Source organism: uncultured Comamonas sp. (genome assembly GCF_964277875.1).
Lineage (GTDB): Bacteria > Pseudomonadota > Gammaproteobacteria > Burkholderiales > Burkholderiaceae_C > Comamonas > Comamonas sediminis.
In genome coordinates this window covers 1-14,740 of sequence record NZ_CAXYJV010000009.1, presented here as the reverse complement: position 1 = coordinate 14,740, position 14,740 = coordinate 1, and the positions used below count along the sequence as shown (strand labels likewise).

General features: G+C 68.3%; 12 protein-coding genes. 7 read left to right on the top strand and 5 right to left on the bottom strand.

Annotated elements, in window-relative coordinates; genetic code table 11:
* Positions 1-131: 131 nt before the first annotated feature.
* Genes ptsP through ACHWUQ_RS04000 form a run of 3 tightly spaced genes read left to right on the top strand, consistent with a single transcriptional unit; the run spans position 132 to position 5,391 of the window.
* Positions 132-2,675, top strand: a complete 2,544-nt coding sequence (gene ptsP / locus ACHWUQ_RS04010; protein ID WP_394680411.1) for a phosphoenolpyruvate--protein phosphotransferase — start codon at positions 132-134, stop codon at positions 2,673-2,675.
* Entirely contained in the window at positions 2,672-3,637 is a 966-nt protein-coding gene (locus ACHWUQ_RS04005) for a 1-phosphofructokinase family hexose kinase (RefSeq protein ID WP_394680410.1), read from the top strand. Before ptsP ends, ACHWUQ_RS04005 begins: the two co-directional genes overlap by 4 nt.
* A gap of 23 nt (positions 3,638-3,660) precedes the next feature.
* Positions 3,661-5,391, top strand: a complete 1,731-nt coding sequence (locus ACHWUQ_RS04000; protein WP_394680409.1) for a PTS fructose transporter subunit IIC — start codon at positions 3,661-3,663, stop codon at positions 5,389-5,391.
* 45 nt (positions 5,392-5,436) lie between these two features.
* On the opposite strand, the gene proX is transcribed toward ACHWUQ_RS04000, so the two are convergent.
* The 4 genes from proX to ACHWUQ_RS03980 form a co-directional block, all read right to left on the bottom strand.
* Positions 5,437-6,483: a glycine betaine/L-proline ABC transporter substrate-binding protein ProX gene (gene proX, locus ACHWUQ_RS03995; RefSeq protein ID WP_012204550.1), complete on the bottom strand. Its 1,047-nt coding sequence runs from the start codon at positions 6,481-6,483 to the stop codon at positions 5,437-5,439.
* Positions 6,484-6,593: 110 nt separating this feature from the next.
* Positions 6,594-7,784: a glycine betaine/L-proline ABC transporter permease ProW gene (gene proW / locus ACHWUQ_RS03990; RefSeq protein WP_394680408.1), complete on the bottom strand. Its 1,191-nt coding sequence runs from the start codon at positions 7,782-7,784 to the stop codon at positions 6,594-6,596.
* Positions 7,781-9,103, bottom strand: a complete 1,323-nt coding sequence (gene proV, locus ACHWUQ_RS03985) for a glycine betaine/L-proline ABC transporter ATP-binding protein ProV (protein ID WP_141834109.1) — start codon at positions 9,101-9,103, stop codon at positions 7,781-7,783. Before proV ends, proW begins: the two co-directional genes overlap by 4 nt.
* Before the next feature lie 742 nt (positions 9,104-9,845).
* A complete protein-coding gene (locus tag ACHWUQ_RS03980; RefSeq protein ID WP_012204594.1) occupies positions 9,846-10,454 on the bottom strand; it encodes a TIGR00645 family protein in 609 nt (202 codons plus the stop codon).
* Positions 10,455-10,685: 231 nt separating this feature from the next.
* Here ACHWUQ_RS03980 and acs point away from each other — a divergent pair, with 231 nt between their 5' ends.
* Positions 10,686-12,686, top strand: a complete 2,001-nt coding sequence (gene acs / locus ACHWUQ_RS03975; protein ID WP_013803247.1) for an acetate--CoA ligase — start codon at positions 10,686-10,688, stop codon at positions 12,684-12,686.
* Between the two features lie 175 nt (positions 12,687-12,861).
* The gene (locus ACHWUQ_RS03970) at positions 12,862-13,344 is read left to right on the top strand and encodes a hypothetical protein (RefSeq protein ID WP_013803246.1); all 483 of its coding nucleotides are present in this window, start codon (positions 12,862-12,864) and stop codon (positions 13,342-13,344) included.
* Positions 13,345-13,446: 102 nt separating this feature from the next.
* On the opposite strand, the gene ACHWUQ_RS03965 is transcribed toward ACHWUQ_RS03970, so the two are convergent.
* The gene (locus tag ACHWUQ_RS03965; RefSeq protein WP_034398318.1) at positions 13,447-13,752 is read right to left on the bottom strand and encodes a c-type cytochrome; all 306 of its coding nucleotides are present in this window, start codon (positions 13,750-13,752) and stop codon (positions 13,447-13,449) included.
* 106 nt (positions 13,753-13,858) lie between these two features.
* On the opposite strand from ACHWUQ_RS03965, the gene ACHWUQ_RS03960 reads away from it, so the two are divergent.
* On the top strand, positions 13,859-14,107 hold the full coding sequence (locus tag ACHWUQ_RS03960) for a TIGR04438 family Trp-rich protein (protein ID WP_013803244.1): 249 nt from the start codon (positions 13,859-13,861) through the stop codon (positions 14,105-14,107).
* A 189-nt stretch (positions 14,108-14,296) separates the two neighbouring features.
* A partial coding sequence (locus ACHWUQ_RS03955; RefSeq protein ID WP_394680407.1) for a dihydroxy-acid dehydratase occupies positions 14,297-14,740 on the top strand: 444 nt, incomplete at its 3' end.

Here is a 14,740-nt window from a genome sequence, read left to right as displayed (position 1 = left end):
ATCGTTCCCGTTGGTTGTGGTGTGCTGCAGAGGATAACTCCAAAGAAATGCCGAGTTATGGCCGGATTATGGCCGGGTTATGTTGCAGTGCAGATTGACTGATGGTTGGGAACGTTCCCACAATCCGCGCCATGATCAATGCCCATTCATCCCTCCCGGCGGTTGCACCCACCGCTCCTGCGGGCCTGCAGATCGCCGTGCGCCTGGACGCCAGGGTGCGCGACAAGGCCGACGCCATTGCCCAGGCGGCCCGGCTGCTCCAGGACCTTGGCTGCGTGGCCCCTGGCTATGCCACCGGCATGCAGGCGCGCGAGGCCCAGGCCGAAACCTTTCTGGGCCACGGCGTGGCCATTCCCCACGGCCGCGCCGAAGACCGGGCCCTGGTGCTGCGCGACGCGGTGGCCGTGCTCCAGGTGCGCGAAGGCCTGGATTGGAATGCCGGCCAGAACGTGCATCTGGTCGTGGCGGTGGCGGCACGCTCCGATGCCCATATCACCTTGCTGCGCCGCCTGGCCGGCCTGCTGCAGACACCCCGGCTGCAGGCGCTGTTCACCACGGGCGATGCGCAGCAGGTCATCGATGTGCTCCAGGGGCAAGCGGACCCGGCGCCGCCTGCCGCCCGCCCGGCGGCAGTGGATCTGGCCGAGGCGTGCGAATGGACCATTGCCTATCCCAACGGCCTGCATGCGCGGCCTGCCACGCGCTGGGCGGAGGCGGCGCGCGGCTTTGCCTCGCGCATCCAGGTGCGCCATGGCGGCGAGGTGGCCGATGCGCGGCAGATGGCCAGCCTGCTGCAGCTGGGGCTGCGCGAAGGCGACAAGGTCACCGTCTCGGCAGAGGGCCCCGACGCCAGGGCCGCGGTCCAGCGCCTGTGTGCCGTGGCCCAGGCCCTGGTGGCCCAGGAACGTGCCGATGCCGACGCCGCTGCGCGCAAGGCGGCCGAATCGCCCGCCACGGGCTGGCTGCCGCCGCTGGCGCGGCCTGCCTTTGTGGGCCTGGGCGCCAGCCCGGGGCTGGCCGTGGCCCGCATCCACCAGTGGCGTGTGGAGGCCGCCGAGATCCCCGACCTGCCCGAGCCACTCAGCGTGGGCGGCGCGCGGCTGCATGCGGCGCTGGCCGAGACACAGGGCCAGCTGCGCGCCCTGCATGACGACACTCGCCGCCGCCTGGGCGAAGGCGATGCGGCCATCTTCAGCGCGCAGGCCGAGTGGCTGGGCGACACCGGACTCATCACGCGCGCCTGCCAGTTCATGGTCCAGGGCCACGGCGTGGCCTGGGCCTGGGACCAGGCCGTGCAGGAGGGCGCTGCCCGTCTCCAGGCGCTGGACAACCCTGCGCTGGCCGCGCGTGCCGCCGATCTGCGCGACGTGGGCCGGCGCGTGCTGTTGCAACTGCAGCCCTCGCTGGCAGCGGCGGGACCGGATGGCCTGCCGGAAGGCGGCTGCATCCTGATCGCGGCCGATCTTTCGCCCTCGGAAACCGCCCAGCTGGACACGGCGCGCGTGGCCGCGCTGGTCACGGCGCAGGGCAGCCCCACCTCGCACACGGCCATACTCGCGCGCACGCTGGGGCTGCCGGCCGCCGTGGCGGCAGGCGGCGGCGTGCTGGGCATGGCCGATGGGGCCCTGGCCATCGTCGATGGCGCCAATGGCCGCATCTACCTTGATCCCTCGGAGCAGGACCTGGCTTCGGCGCGTGCCCACATGGCCGAGCAGCGGGCGCTGCAGGAACGCGTGTCCGCGCAGCGCAGCCTGCCTGCCATCACCACCGATGGCGTGCGCATCGAAGTCTGCACCAACGTCAACCTGCCCGAGCAGGTGCCGCTGGCCCTGTCCCAGGGTGCCGAGGGCGTGGGCCTGATGCGCACGGAATTCCTTTTCCTGGAGCGCGGCAGCACGCCCGGCGAGGACGAGCAGTACGAAACCTACCGCGCCATGGCGCAGGCGCTGGAGGGCCGGCCGCTGATCGTTCGCGCGCTGGACATCGGCGGCGACAAGCAGGTCGCCCACCTGGAGCTGCCGCGCGAGGACAACCCCTTCCTGGGCGTGCGCGGCGCGCGGCTGCTGCTGCGCCGCCCCGACCTGCTGGAGCCCCAGATGCGCGCCCTGTACCGGGCGGCCCGCGATGGCGCAAGGCTGTCCGTGATGTTTCCCATGGTCACCAGCGTGCAGGAGCTGCTGGCGCTGCGGGCGGCCTGCGAACGGCTGCGTGCCGAACTGGACGCCCCTGTCCTGCCGCTGGGCATCATGATCGAGGTGCCCGCCGCCGCCGTGCAGGCCGACGCACTGGCCCGCCATGCGGACTTCTTCTCCATAGGCACCAACGACCTGACCCAGTACGTGCTGGCCATGGACCGCCAGAACCCGCAACTGGCGGCCGAGGCCGACAGCCTGCATCCGGCCGTGCTGCGGATGGTGCGCGCCACCGTGCAGGGCGCTGCCACCCGTGCGCGCCCCGTGGGCGTCTGCGGCGGACTGGCTGGCGACCCGTTCGGTGCGCTGCTGCTGGCCGGGCTGGGGGTGGGCGAGCTGTCCATGACCCCCAACGACATCGCCGGTGTCAAGGCCGGCCTGCGCGCGGCCAGCCTGCGGCAGTTGCAGGCGCTCGCAGACAGGGCGCTCGGCTGCGAGGATGCCGCGCAGGTGCGGGCACTGGCCAAGGAGGTGACGGCATGAACGCCCCGCAAGCCATCACCGTGACCCTGAACCCGGCCATAGACCAGCTTGTGACCCTGGATGCGCTGCTGCCCGGCCAGGTGCAGCGCGCATTGGGCAGCGTGCAGGCGCCGGGCGGCAAGGGCATCAATGTCGCCGCCGCCTTGGCGGGCCTGGGCGTTTCCACGGCCGCGCTGGGCGTGCTGGGCAGTGACAACGCCGGCATGTTCGAGGCCTTGTTCGCCCAGCGCGGCATTGCCGACGCCTGCCTGCGCGTGCCGGGCCAGACGCGCACCAACATCAAGCTGGTGGCCGATGGCGGACGCCAGACCACGGACATCAACCTGCCGGGCCTGGTGTTGGCCGAAGCGCATCTGGACGCCGTCATGGCCGCGCTGGCCCGCTATCTGCGGCCCGGCCTGGCCGTGGTGCTGTCGGGCAGCCTGCCGGCCGGCCTGCCTGCGGACAGCTGGGCCCGGCTCCAGGCCCAGGCCGTGGCCGCCGGTGCCGATGTGCTGCTGGACACCAGCGAGGCCCCCCTGGCCGCCGCCCTGGCCACGGCCCCCCATGCGGCCATGCCTTGGGCCATCAAGCCCAACCGGGAGGAGTTGCAGGCCGCCACCGGCCTGCGCCTGGACGGCCGCGACGCGCTGCTGGCCGCCGCGCGCAGTCTGCTGGACAGGGGGCTGGGGCTGGCCGTGGTGTCCATGGGCGAGGAGGGCGCGCTGTTTGCCAGCGCGCAAGGCGCGGTGATTGCGCGGCCGCCGCAGCGCGCGCGCGGCAGCTCCGTGGGCGCGGGCGATGCCATGGTCGCGGGCATGGTGGCCGCGCGGCTGCGCGGACTGGATCTGGCGGACGCCGCACGCCTGTCCACGGCCAGCGCGCTGGCCTGGCTGCAGGCCGCGCCCGCGCGCGAAGTCGATGCCAACCGCGTCCAGGCACTGGCTGCCAGCGTGCTGCTGGAGCCATGCCAGTGGCCGTGATCCCCCATTCTTCAGGAGCTTTCATGAACCCTCTTTTTGTGGTGATCGCAGCTGCCGGGCACGACGCCGAAGCGCTGCTGGCCGCCGAAGCCCTGCGCCATGCGGCCGGACAGCGTCCCTTGGCCGTGGAAGTGCGCGCCAGCGGCGGTGTGATCGGGCTGCATGCGGCCGATGCCGCCGCGCAGGCCGGGCAATTGCTGATCGTGGGGGATGCCGGCACCGATGACGATGCAGATACCGCCGCCGATGCCTCCCGCTTCGTGCAGGCCGCCGTCGAGCGCTGCAGCCTGCGCGAGGCGCTCGACGATCCGGCCGGCGTGCTTGCACGCTGCGCTGCCGCCAGTCCCGCAGCACAGCGCACGGGCAAGCGGATCGTGGCCGTCACCTCCTGCCCCACGGGCATCGCCCATACCTTCATGGCGGCCGAGGGACTGCAGCGCAGCGCGGCGGCGCTGGGCCACGCCATGCGCGTGGAGACGCAAGGCTCGGTGGGCGCGCTCGATGCGCTGACGCCGCAGGAGATTGCCGAGGCCGACCTGGTCATCATCGCCGCAGACCGCGAGGTCGATCTTTCGCGCTTCGCGGGCAAGCCGCTGCTGCGCAGCGGCACCAAGCAGGCCATACGCGACGGCTCGGGGCTGATCGCCAAGGCGCTGGCCGAAGCCACCGTGCATGGTGCCGGCGTGGGCGCTGCTGCAGGCGGCGCCGCGCCCACGCCGGCCCGGACCCAGGGCGGCGGTGCCTATCGCCACCTGATGACCGGCGTGTCCTTCATGCTGCCCTTCGTCACGGCGGGCGGCATTCTGATCGCCATGGCCTTTGCGCTGGGCGGCATCTATGTCCATGACGATGCGCACCAGGGCACGCTGGGATGGACGCTGTTCCAGATCGGCGCCAAGGGCGGCTTTGCGCTGATGGTGCCGGCGCTGGCCGGCTATATCGCCTATTCCATTGCCGACCGGCCCGGCATTGCGCCGGGCATGATCGGCGGGATGATCGCGTCCAGCATGGGGGCAGGCTTCATCGGCGGCATCGCGGCCGGCTTCATCGCAGGCTACGGCGTGGCCTTCATGGCGGCGCACATCCGGCTGCCGCAGGCGCTCAAGGGCTTGCTGCCCATGCTGATCCTGCCTGTGCTGGGCAGCCTGTTCACGGGGCTGCTGATGTTCTATCTGGTCGGTGCGCCCGTTGCCGAGCTGCTGCAGTGGCTGAGCGCCTGGCTGCGCGGCATGCAGGGTGCCAGCGCCTTGCTGCTGGGCCTGTTGCTGGGCGCGATGATGGCCTTTGACATGGGCGGGCCGGTGAACAAGGCCGCCTATGCGTTTTCCACGGGAATGATCGCGAGCCAGGTCTACACGCCCATGGCTGCAGCCATGATCGCCGGCATGACGCCGCCGCTGGGGCTGGCCCTGGCCACGCGCCTGTTTGCCGACCGCTTCACGCGCGAGGAGCGCGGCAGCGCCGCCTCGGCCGGCGTGCTGGGCCTGGCCTTTGTCACCGAGGGGGCCATTCCCTACGCGGCGCGCGATCCGCTGCGCACGATTCCGGCCCTGGTGCTGGGCTCGGCCGTGGCCGGCGCCGTGTCCATGCTGGCGGGGGTGGAGCTGAAGGTGCCGCATGGCGGCATCTTCGTCGCGCCCATTCCCAACGCCGTGACCCATGTGGCCATGTATGCGGTGGCGCTGGTGGCGGGCGTGGTGGTCACGGCCATCGCCCTGCGCATGTTCAAAAGGCCCGCCGAAGCGGGCCTTTGAAGCAGGAAGCCGGGGGAACGCCTGGAGCGGCTCCCCCCGCAGCGTTCAGCGGGCTGCGGCGCGGGCCTGTTCCAGCCAGCCGTCGAAGGTCTTCTGGTGGGCCTTGATCCAGCCGTCCACATGGCGGTTGATGTCCGAGGGCTTGTTCTGGCCCTGGCTCATCATGTGGTTCTGCGCGCTGATGTCGCCCACGGGCAGCTGCATCAGCTCGAACAGCTTGCCGGCGTCGGGGTGCTTGTCGGTGAAGGCCTTGTTGGCCACGATCTGCTGCTTGTTCACCACGAAGCCGTAGTTCTTGCCGTTGGGCAGCTTGGTATCGAACTTGGCCTGCTCGCCGGGCAGCGAGGAGAAGGGCACCTCCAGCCACACCACGTCCTTGCCGGGCTTGAGCACGTTGCTCACCCAGTAGGGCGTCCAGGTGTAGTAGAGGATGGGCTTGCCGGCCTTGTAGCGCGAGATGGTGTCGGCGATCAGCGCCGAGTACGTGCCCTGCTTGTGGGTCACGGTGTCACGCAGCTTGTAGGCCGTCAGGTGGTGCTCGATCACGGCCTCGCAGCCCCAGCCCGGCGTGCAGCCGGTGAGGTCGGCCTTGCCGTCGCCGTCCGAGTCGAACAGCTTGGCGATCTTGGGGTCCTTCAACTGGCCGATATTGGTGATCTTGTATTCGTCGGCCGTCTTCTTGTCGATCAGATAGCCCTGGGCTGCATTGTCCGAGTAAACGCCCTTGCGGAACAGCTTGGCGTCGCCGCCCGCGTTCTTGTAGTAGTCGGCGTGCAGCGGGTTCCAGTGCGTGGCCAGGAAAGTGGCATCGCCATTGGCAATCGCCACGTGGGCCGTGGGGTACTCGACTTCCTGGAAGGGCTGCACGTCGTAGCCCAGCTTCTCCAGGGCCTTCATGACGATCAGGGTCTGGAAGCTTTCTTCGGCGATGGAGCTCTTGAGCGGCGACACCTTCACGCCCTTGCCGGGCTGGTCGCTGGCGGCCGATGCGCCTGCGCAGGCCAGTGCGATGCCGGCAGCCATCGTGGCGGTGCGCAGCCAGTGGCTGGCAGCGGCAGTTGGCAGTCGATTGTGGTTCAGGGCTTGGTTCATCCTCGGGTTCCTCCGTTGTGTGATGAATGGGGAGTGGGCGGCCAGCGTGGCTGGCCGCTTTTCGGGAAGGCGGCGCGGCAGTGGGCCCATCCGCGCCGCAGTGAAGGCATTCAGCTGGTGCTGCCGCGATGGACCGGCTTGTTGCCGGCGCCCAGCAGGCGGGCGATGCAGCCGGCGGGGCCGCTGTGCCACCAGCGCGCACCGCCACGGGTCGTCTGCCCCATGGCCTGGGTGATGCGGTCCAGCACGATGGCCAGCAGCACGATGCCCAGTCCACCCACGGTGGCCAGGCCCATGTCCAGGCGGCCGATGCCGCGCAGCACCATCTGGCCCAGACCGCCCACGGCGATCATGGAAGCGATCACCACCATGGACAGCGACAGCATCAGCGCCTGGTTCACGCCCGCCATGATGGAGGGCATGGCCAGCGGCAGCTGCACCTTCCACAGCAACTGCCAGGGCGATGCGCCATAGGCGCGGCTGGCCTCGATCAGGTCGGGGCGTACCTGGCGGATACCCAGGTTGGTCAGGCGGATCAGCGGCGGCAGCGCGAAGATGATGGTCACGATCACGCCAGGCACGTTGCCGATGCCGAACAGCATCACCACGGGCACCAGGTAGACGAAGGCCGGCGTGGTCTGCATGGCGTCGAGCAGCGGGCGTGTCCAGCGCTGCGCACGGTCGCTGGAGGCCAGCAAAATCCCCGCAGGCAGGCCGATGACCATGCAGAACACCAGCGAGGTCAGCACCAGGGACAGCGTCACCATGGCCTCGGGCCAGATGCCCAGCATGGCGACCACCACCAGCGAGACGGCTGCGCCAATGGCCATGGCGCGGCCCGCGAACTGCCAGGCCACCAGGGTCAGGACCAGGACCAGCAGCGGCCAGGGCAGGGCCAGCATGGCATCGGTGATGCCCGACAGCGTGCCGTCGATGGGCGTGCGCACGGCCTGGAAGAAGGGGCGGAAATGGTGGACCACCCATTCCAGGCCGCCATTGATCCAGCCCTGCACGGGCAGGCCGTCGGTGGTCAATTGGTGCCAGAGGCTGGCATGGGCGTCGTCGGGAACGCCCGAGCCGGCCGAGGCGCCCAGCCAGTCACCGCCTGCGGCATCACCGCCGCTGGCGGCGCCCCAGGGATCGGCCGAGGCATCGGGCGCCGGCGTGGCGGCGGTGGCCCAGGGATCGGCGCTTGCAGAGGCCGCGGAATCGGTGGAAGCAGGGGCTGCGCTCGCATCGGCCCAGGGATCGGTAGCGGCAGCGGCGGTGTTCGGGTTCAGGCTGTTGGTTGCATCGCTCATGCGGCATCTCCTTGTCGTTGTTCGATCGGCTCCACGGTCGGCGCGACGGTGGGAGCGTTGGAGGCCGGAAAATGCGGGTTGAGCGTGACCGGCGGCACGATCTCCTGCGGCGGTGGCACGGGCGGCGTGTCGCGGTCCAGGAAGCGCAGCATGGTGGTGCGGCTGACCACGCCCATGAACTGGCCGTCGTCGCTGGTCACCGGCAGCGCGCAGGGCGCGGCGGCCACGGGGCCGAACAGCTCGGCCACCGGCGTGCCTGCGGACAGCGGCTCGACGTTGGGCAGGAAGGCGTGGCTCAGGCCCAGCATGCCCGGGCGGCCATGCAGTGCGTCGCGCAGCGATTGCGAGGACACCACGCCCAGGAAGCGGCGGCGCGCGTTGACCACATAGGCGTAGTCGCGGTCGGAGTCTTCCAGCAGGCGCTGGGCTGCGCGGCAGCCGCGGTCGCTGTGCTCGGACACCACGGTCAGCGCCTGGCGCGCGATGTCGCCGGCCTTGAAGACCGAGGCTGCATCCACGCCGCGCACGAAGCTGCGCACATAGTCGTCGGCGGGGCTGCGCAGGATCTCGTCGGGCGTGCCGACCTGGATCACCTGGCCGTCCTTCATGATGGCAATGCGGTCGCCGATGCGCATGGCCTCGTCCAGGTCATGCGAGATGAAGACGATGGTGCGGCGCTGGATCTGCTGCAGGCGCAGCAGCTCGGACTGCATCTCGGTGCGGATGATGGGGTCCAGGGCCGAGAAGGCCTCGTCCATCAGCAGGATGGACGGATCGGACGCCAGCGCCCGGGCCAGGCCCACGCGCTGCTGCATGCCGCCCGACAGCTCGTCGGGGTAGCTGGCGCCCCAGGCGCCCAGGCCCACCTGCTCCAGCGCGGCCTGGGCCTGTGTCTGGCGCTCGGCCTTGTCGGCGCCGGCCAGCTCCAGGCCGAAGGCCGTGTTGTCCAGCACCGTCATGTGCGGCATCAGCGCAAAGGACTGGAACACCATGGAGATGTCCTTGCGGCGCAGCGCGCGCAGGTCGCGCTCGCTCAGGGCATTGATGTCCTGGCCATCGACCACGATGCGCCCGGCCGTGGGCTCGATGAGGCGGTTGAGCATGCGCACCAGGGTGGACTTGCCCGAGCCCGACAGGCCCATGACGACGAAGATCTCGCCGGCCTCGATGGTGAAATTGGCGTCGAACACGCCGATGGACTGGCCCGTGCGCTCCAGGATCTCCTGTTTGCTCAGGCCCTGTTGGACGAGGTCGAGTGCGGTCTTGGGGTCGTCCCCGAACACCTTGAACACATGATCGATGATGATCTGCTTGGCCACTGTGGCGTTCTCCTTTTGGGTGAGATGGAACACAGTCCAGCGTCCTCGACAGGCGAAGACGCTGGCGCGCAAGCCAAAAATGAAGCCCTGATGCCGTTCGCTGCAGGGGACTGCCGTCCCCCGTTGCTGGGATTCAAACAGGTGCGAAAGCACCCGAGGCGGCTCGGATGGCACGCGAAGCGGTGCGCAAGAGCCAGAAGTCGAGAGCAGCCGGCGGCGAGGCGCGCGGTGTCTCAGTCGGGCATCGTGGCTGAAGATCAGCCAGCGCGATGCCCCACAACATCAGGACCGAGTTTCGGCCCGGTTGACGGGGCTGTACCGGAAGCACAACGATCCGCCGGGGTGTATCGGCAGGCCGTGAAGACGGTGCCGATGACCTGCTTGGCAGGTTGTAAAGAAGCCGAAATTATATAAAACAGGTTTTACTGCGTCAAAACGCATGAGCCGAAGAAGGCCTGTTTTGGGCTGTTTCAAGCCCTTGGGGGCTGCAATCCGGCCAGTATTTGCTCACTTAATGAGAGCATTGAAGCCATGATTCGCAAGGCATATGCTGTCATCGATGAATAAAATCGGTCAAGCGTCAGCTTGAGGAAAGCTTCAGGCCCGATCTGCGGCAAAAAGCGTGCCTGGTGCGCTGGCCGGTCGGGCGCTGGCAGGTGACCGACCCGTTGCCTGCGCCCGCCCATGAAAAAAGCCCCGCAGCGGCTGGCGCTGCGGGGCTTCGGTGGGGGATGCCGCCGGCTCAGTGGTTGCTGGCCGTGCTGTTGATCAGCTTGTCGGTGTAGGCGATGGCCAGGGCGCTGGCCAGGAAGGTGACGTGGATGATGGTCTGCCACATCAGCACCTTGACGTCGTAGCTGCCCGCGTTGATGAAGGTCTTGAGCAGGTGGATGGAGCTGATGCCGATGATGGACAGGGCCAGCTTGACCTTGAGGATGGAGGCGTTCACGTGGCCCAGCCACTCGGGCTGGTCGGGGTGGCTGTCCAGGCCCAGGCGGCTGACGAAGGTCTCGTAGCCGCCCACGATGACCATGATCAGCAGGTTGGAGATCATCACCACGTCGATCAGCGCCAGGACCACCAGCATGATGATGGTTTCGTTGAGCGCGCCGATGGGCGCATCGTGCTTGTAGCCGATGCTGGTGATCAGCGCCTGCAGCGCTTCCTGGTTGCCGAAGGCGGCCTCGATCAGGTGCCACAACTCGAGCAGGAAGTGCCAGACGTAGACGCCCTGGGCGGCGATCAGGCCCAGGTACAGCGGCAGCTGCAGCCAGCGGCTGGCGAAGATCAGGGAGGGCAGGGGACGCAGGGGGGAGCCGGGGGCTCGATTGGAGTTTTGCTGGCGGGCCATGGTGGTCGGTCGCGCTTGTCTGGTGTGGGAGCGTGGATGGGAGGGGACAATGGCCGTGGAAAACGGGCGCGCGATTTTAGCGGCGAAACAGGCCATTGCCAGTGACAGCCAGGAACTGCGGGGAATCCCCAGGTAGACGCGCCCAAGGGGGTTTCAGTCAGTGGCATGTAAGACCGGCCCCCGACAGTCACACCACAATTTTTATTTGGCCAGCCCAGGAGACAAGCAAGCATGAGCACCGCAACAGCATCCCCCATTGAATCGGTACTGGTGGAGAACCGGGTCTTCCCGCCGCCGGCAGACTTTGCCGCCAAGGCCCGCATCTCCGGCATGGAGCAGTACAAGGCGCTGTGCGCCGAGGCAGAGAACGACTACCAGGGCTTCTGGGCCCGCCTGGCGCGCGAGAACGTGGTCTGGTCCAAGCCCTTCACCCAGGTGCTGGACGACAGCAATCCCCCGTTCTTCCGCTGGTTCGCCGACGGCGAACTCAACGCCAGCGCCAACTGCCTGGACAAGCACATGGGCACGGACGTCGAGCACAAGACGGCCATCATCTTCGAGGCCGATGGCGGCGAGGTCACCAAGGTCAGCTACCGCGAACTGCTGGAGCGCGTCTCGCAGTTCGCCAACGCGCTCAAGGCGCAGGGCGTGCAAAAGGGCGACCGTGTCCTGATCTACATGCCCATGACCATCGAGGGCGTGATCGCCATGCAGGCCTGCGCGCGCATCGGCGCCACGCACAGCGTGGTGTTCGGCGGCTTCTCGGCCAAGGCGGTGCAGGAGCGCATCGTGGACGTGGGCGCCGTGGCCGTGATCACCGCCAACTACCAGATGCGCGGCGGCAAGGAGCTGCCGCTCAAGGCCATCGTGGACGATGCGCTGGCGCTGGGCGGCTGCGAGGCCGTGCGCCATGTCTTCGTCTACGAGCGCACGGCCACGGCCTGTGCCATGACGGCGGGCCGCGACAAGACCTTCGGCGAGATCCTGGCCGGCCAGAGCACCGAGTGCGCGCCCGTGGCCGTGGATTCCGAGCACCCGCTGTTCATCCTCTACACCAGCGGCTCCACGGGCAAGCCCAAGGGCGTGCAGCACTGCACGGGCGGCTATGTGCTGTGGGCCAAGCAGACCATGGAGTGGACGTTCGACCTCAAGCCCAGCGACGTTTTCTGGTGCACGGCCGACATCGGCTGGATCACCGGCCACACCTACGTGGCCTATGGGCCGCTGGCCGCTGGCGCCACGCAGATCGTGTTCGAGGGCGTGCCCACCTTCCCCAACGCGGGCCGCTTCTGGCAGATGATCGAGCGCCACGGCTGCACCATCTTCTACACGGCGCCCACGGCCATCCGCTCGCTGATCAAGGCCGCCGACGGCGATGCCGCCGTGCATCCGAAGAACTCGGACCTGTCCAGCCTGCGCCTGCTGGGCAGCGTGGGCGAGCCCATCAATCCCGAGGCCTGGATGTGGTACCACCGCAATGTGGGCGGCGAGCGCTGCCCCATCGTGGATACCTTCTGGCAGACCGAGAACGGCGGCCACGTGATCGCCCCCATGCCTGGCGCCACGCCGCTGGTGCCGGGTTCGTGCACGCTGCCGCTGCCGGGCATCATGGCCGCCATCGTCGACGAGACCGGCCATGAACTGCCCAACGGCGCAGGCGGCCTGCTGGTGGTCACCAAGCCCTGGCCCAGCATGATCCGCACCATCTGGGGCGACCCCGAGCGCTTCAAGAAGAGCTACTTCCCGGCCGAGCTGGGCGGGCAGACCTACCTGGCCGGCGACGGCGCGGTGCGCAGCGAGGACCGTGGCTACTTCCGCATCACGGGCCGCATCGACGATGTGCTCAATGTCTCGGGCCACCGCATGGGCACGATGGAGATCGAGTCGGCCCTGGTGTCCAAGACCGACCTGGTGGCCGAGGCCGCCGTGGTGGGCCGTCCCGATGACCTGACAGGCGAGGCCATCTGCGCCTTCGTGGTGCTCAAGCGCTCGCGTCCCACGGGCGAGGAGGCCAAGCAGATCGCCAAGGAGCTGCGCGACTGGGTGGCCAAGGAAATCGGCCCCATCGCCAAGCCCAAGGACATCCGCTTTGGCGACAACCTGCCCAAGACGCGCAGCGGCAAGATCATGCGCCGCCTGCTGCGCTCGATTGCCAAGGGCGAGGCCATCACCCAGGACACGAGCACGCTGGAGAACCCGGCCATCCTCGACCAGTTGGCCGAGACGAACTGAGGGCGGACACGCCCGCCATGAAGAACCGGAGCACGGGCTCCGGTTTTTTCTTGGCTGGACTGCGGGCGGCGCGCTGTCTTGCAGTCCTATTTTGTGTGGGCCGACAGCTCAGGCATGATGGTTGCAGTACAACCGAAGCTGTTGTTTTCACCACTGCCGAGGGAGGCGTTGCACCATGAATCTGAGAACCCTGTCGCTGCTGATCACCGTGGCCCTGATTGCGCTGCTGGCGGCATTCAACTGGAACACGCTGGCCGCGCCCTCCGTCGTGTCGCTGGGCGTGACCGAAGTCCAGGCGCCGCTGGGCGTGCTGATGCTGGCGCTGACCTGCCTGCTGGGCGTGTTCTTCGTCGCCTATGTGCTGTGGCTGCAGGGCTCGGTACTGATGGAGGCGCGCCGCCACGCCAAGGAAATGCAGGCCCAGCGTGACCTGGCCGACAAGGCCGAGGCCTCGCGTTTCACCGAGCTGCGCACCGTGCTGGAAGACCTGCATGCGCGTGACAAGGAAGTGCTGATGGCGCGGCTGGACGGGCTGGAGGCGCATCTGGTGCAGCGTGCCCAGGAGTCGGACAACAGCACGGCCGCCTATGTGGGGCAGCTGGAGCAGCAGGTTCGCCTGTACCAGCAGCCCGGCGCAGGCGCACCGGACTACAGGTAGGCGGCCCGCGCCCGGATTCACGGGAGGACCATGAAAAAAACCGCGCGACTTGCGTTGCGCGGTTTTTTCGTTGCGGGCCCCGAGGCGGGAGGCCGGCGGAACTTACTTCAGCGACAGCACCCAGGCGGCCAGCTTCTTGGCGTCGGCATCGTTGACCTGGGGGTTGGCGGGCATGGGAACCGGGCCCCAGACGCCGCTGCCGCCCTTCATGATCTTGGCAGCCAGCTTGTCCACCGCGTCCTTCTGGCCTGCGTACTTGGAGGCCACATCCTTATAGGACGGGCCCACCAGCTTCTTGTCCACGGCGTGGCAGGCCATGCAGTTCTTGGAGGCGGCAAGAGCCTGGTCGGCCATGGCGGGAGCCACGGTGACGACGGTCAAGGCCAATGCGATCAATGTCTGCTTCATCATGAGTTCCTGGGGGTTGTCGGGAATAATTATGCGAAACATTGTAGTGGGCGCGCATGCCTGATGCGTTACCTCGTGTGAAGCACCGTCTGGTGAAGGAGAAGTTATGTATCTGTTGGGAATCGCGGTCCTGCTCACCCTGCTGAAGTTGGCCGATATCGAGCCTGTGGCCTCCTGGTCCTGGTACGTCATCCTGGGCGCCTATGGCGTGACGGCAGCCTGGTGGGCCTGGGCCGACACCTCTGGCTACACCAAGCGGCGCGCGGCCGACAAGATCGAGCAGCGGCGCTTGAAGCGCATCGAGAAGAACAAGGAAGCCATGGGCACGGGCACGCGCTCGCGTTCGCGCCGCTGAGGGGTCTTGAACGGCGGCGCAGGCTTCGCGGCAGGCGATGCCTGGGGTCTGCAAAGGGGCGGCCCATGCCGGCCGAGGCATTCCTGTGCCCCAGCGGTGCGGCGGGCGCTGCGCCATAATCTTCGCCCAGACCCTGGCCTTCCCCACAGGACCAGGGATGGACCGAGACGACAGACAACTGGATTCCCCATGCCCGCATACCGTTCCAAGACTTCCACCGGCGGCCGCAACATGGCCGGTGCGCGCGCCCTGTGGCGTGCCACCGGCATGAAGGATGGCGACTTCGACAAGCCCATCATCGCCATCGCCAACTCCTTCACGCAGTTCGTTCCGGGCCACGTCCACCTCAAGGACCTGGGCCAACTGGTGGCGCGCGAGATCGAGGCCGCAGGCGGCGTGGCCAAGGAATTCAACACCATTGCCGTGGACGACGGCATCGCCATGGGCCACGACGGCATGCTGTATTCGCTGCCCAGCCGCGACATCATCGCGGATTCGGTGGAGTACATGGTCAACGCCCACTGCGCCGACGCGCTGGTGTGCATCTCCAACTGCGACAAGATCACCCACGGCATGCTGATGGCCGCCATGCGGCTGAACATTCCGGTGATCTTCGTCTCCGGCGGCCCCATG

Coding starts and splice junctions, on each gene's coding strand:
- ptsP (WP_394680411.1), top strand. CDS start 132: ATGATCAATGCCCATTCATCCCTCCCGGCGGTTGCACCCACCGCTCCT.
- ACHWUQ_RS04005 (WP_394680410.1), top strand. CDS start 2,672: ATGAACGCCCCGCAAGCCATCACCGTGACCCTGAACCCGGCCATAGAC.
- ACHWUQ_RS04000 (WP_394680409.1), top strand. CDS start 3,661: ATGAACCCTCTTTTTGTGGTGATCGCAGCTGCCGGGCACGACGCCGAA.
- proX (WP_012204550.1), bottom strand. CDS start 6,483: ATGAACCAAGCCCTGAACCACAATCGACTGCCAACTGCCGCTGCCAGC.
- proW (WP_394680408.1), bottom strand. CDS start 7,784: ATGAGCGATGCAACCAACAGCCTGAACCCGAACACCGCCGCTGCCGCT.
- ACHWUQ_RS03980 (WP_012204594.1), bottom strand. CDS start 10,454: ATGGCCCGCCAGCAAAACTCCAATCGAGCCCCCGGCTCCCCCCTGCGT.
- acs (WP_013803247.1), top strand. CDS start 10,686: ATGAGCACCGCAACAGCATCCCCCATTGAATCGGTACTGGTGGAGAAC.
- ACHWUQ_RS03970 (WP_013803246.1), top strand. CDS start 12,862: ATGAATCTGAGAACCCTGTCGCTGCTGATCACCGTGGCCCTGATTGCG.
- ACHWUQ_RS03965 (WP_034398318.1), bottom strand. CDS start 13,752: ATGAAGCAGACATTGATCGCATTGGCCTTGACCGTCGTCACCGTGGCT.
- ACHWUQ_RS03960 (WP_013803244.1), top strand. CDS start 13,859: ATGTATCTGTTGGGAATCGCGGTCCTGCTCACCCTGCTGAAGTTGGCC.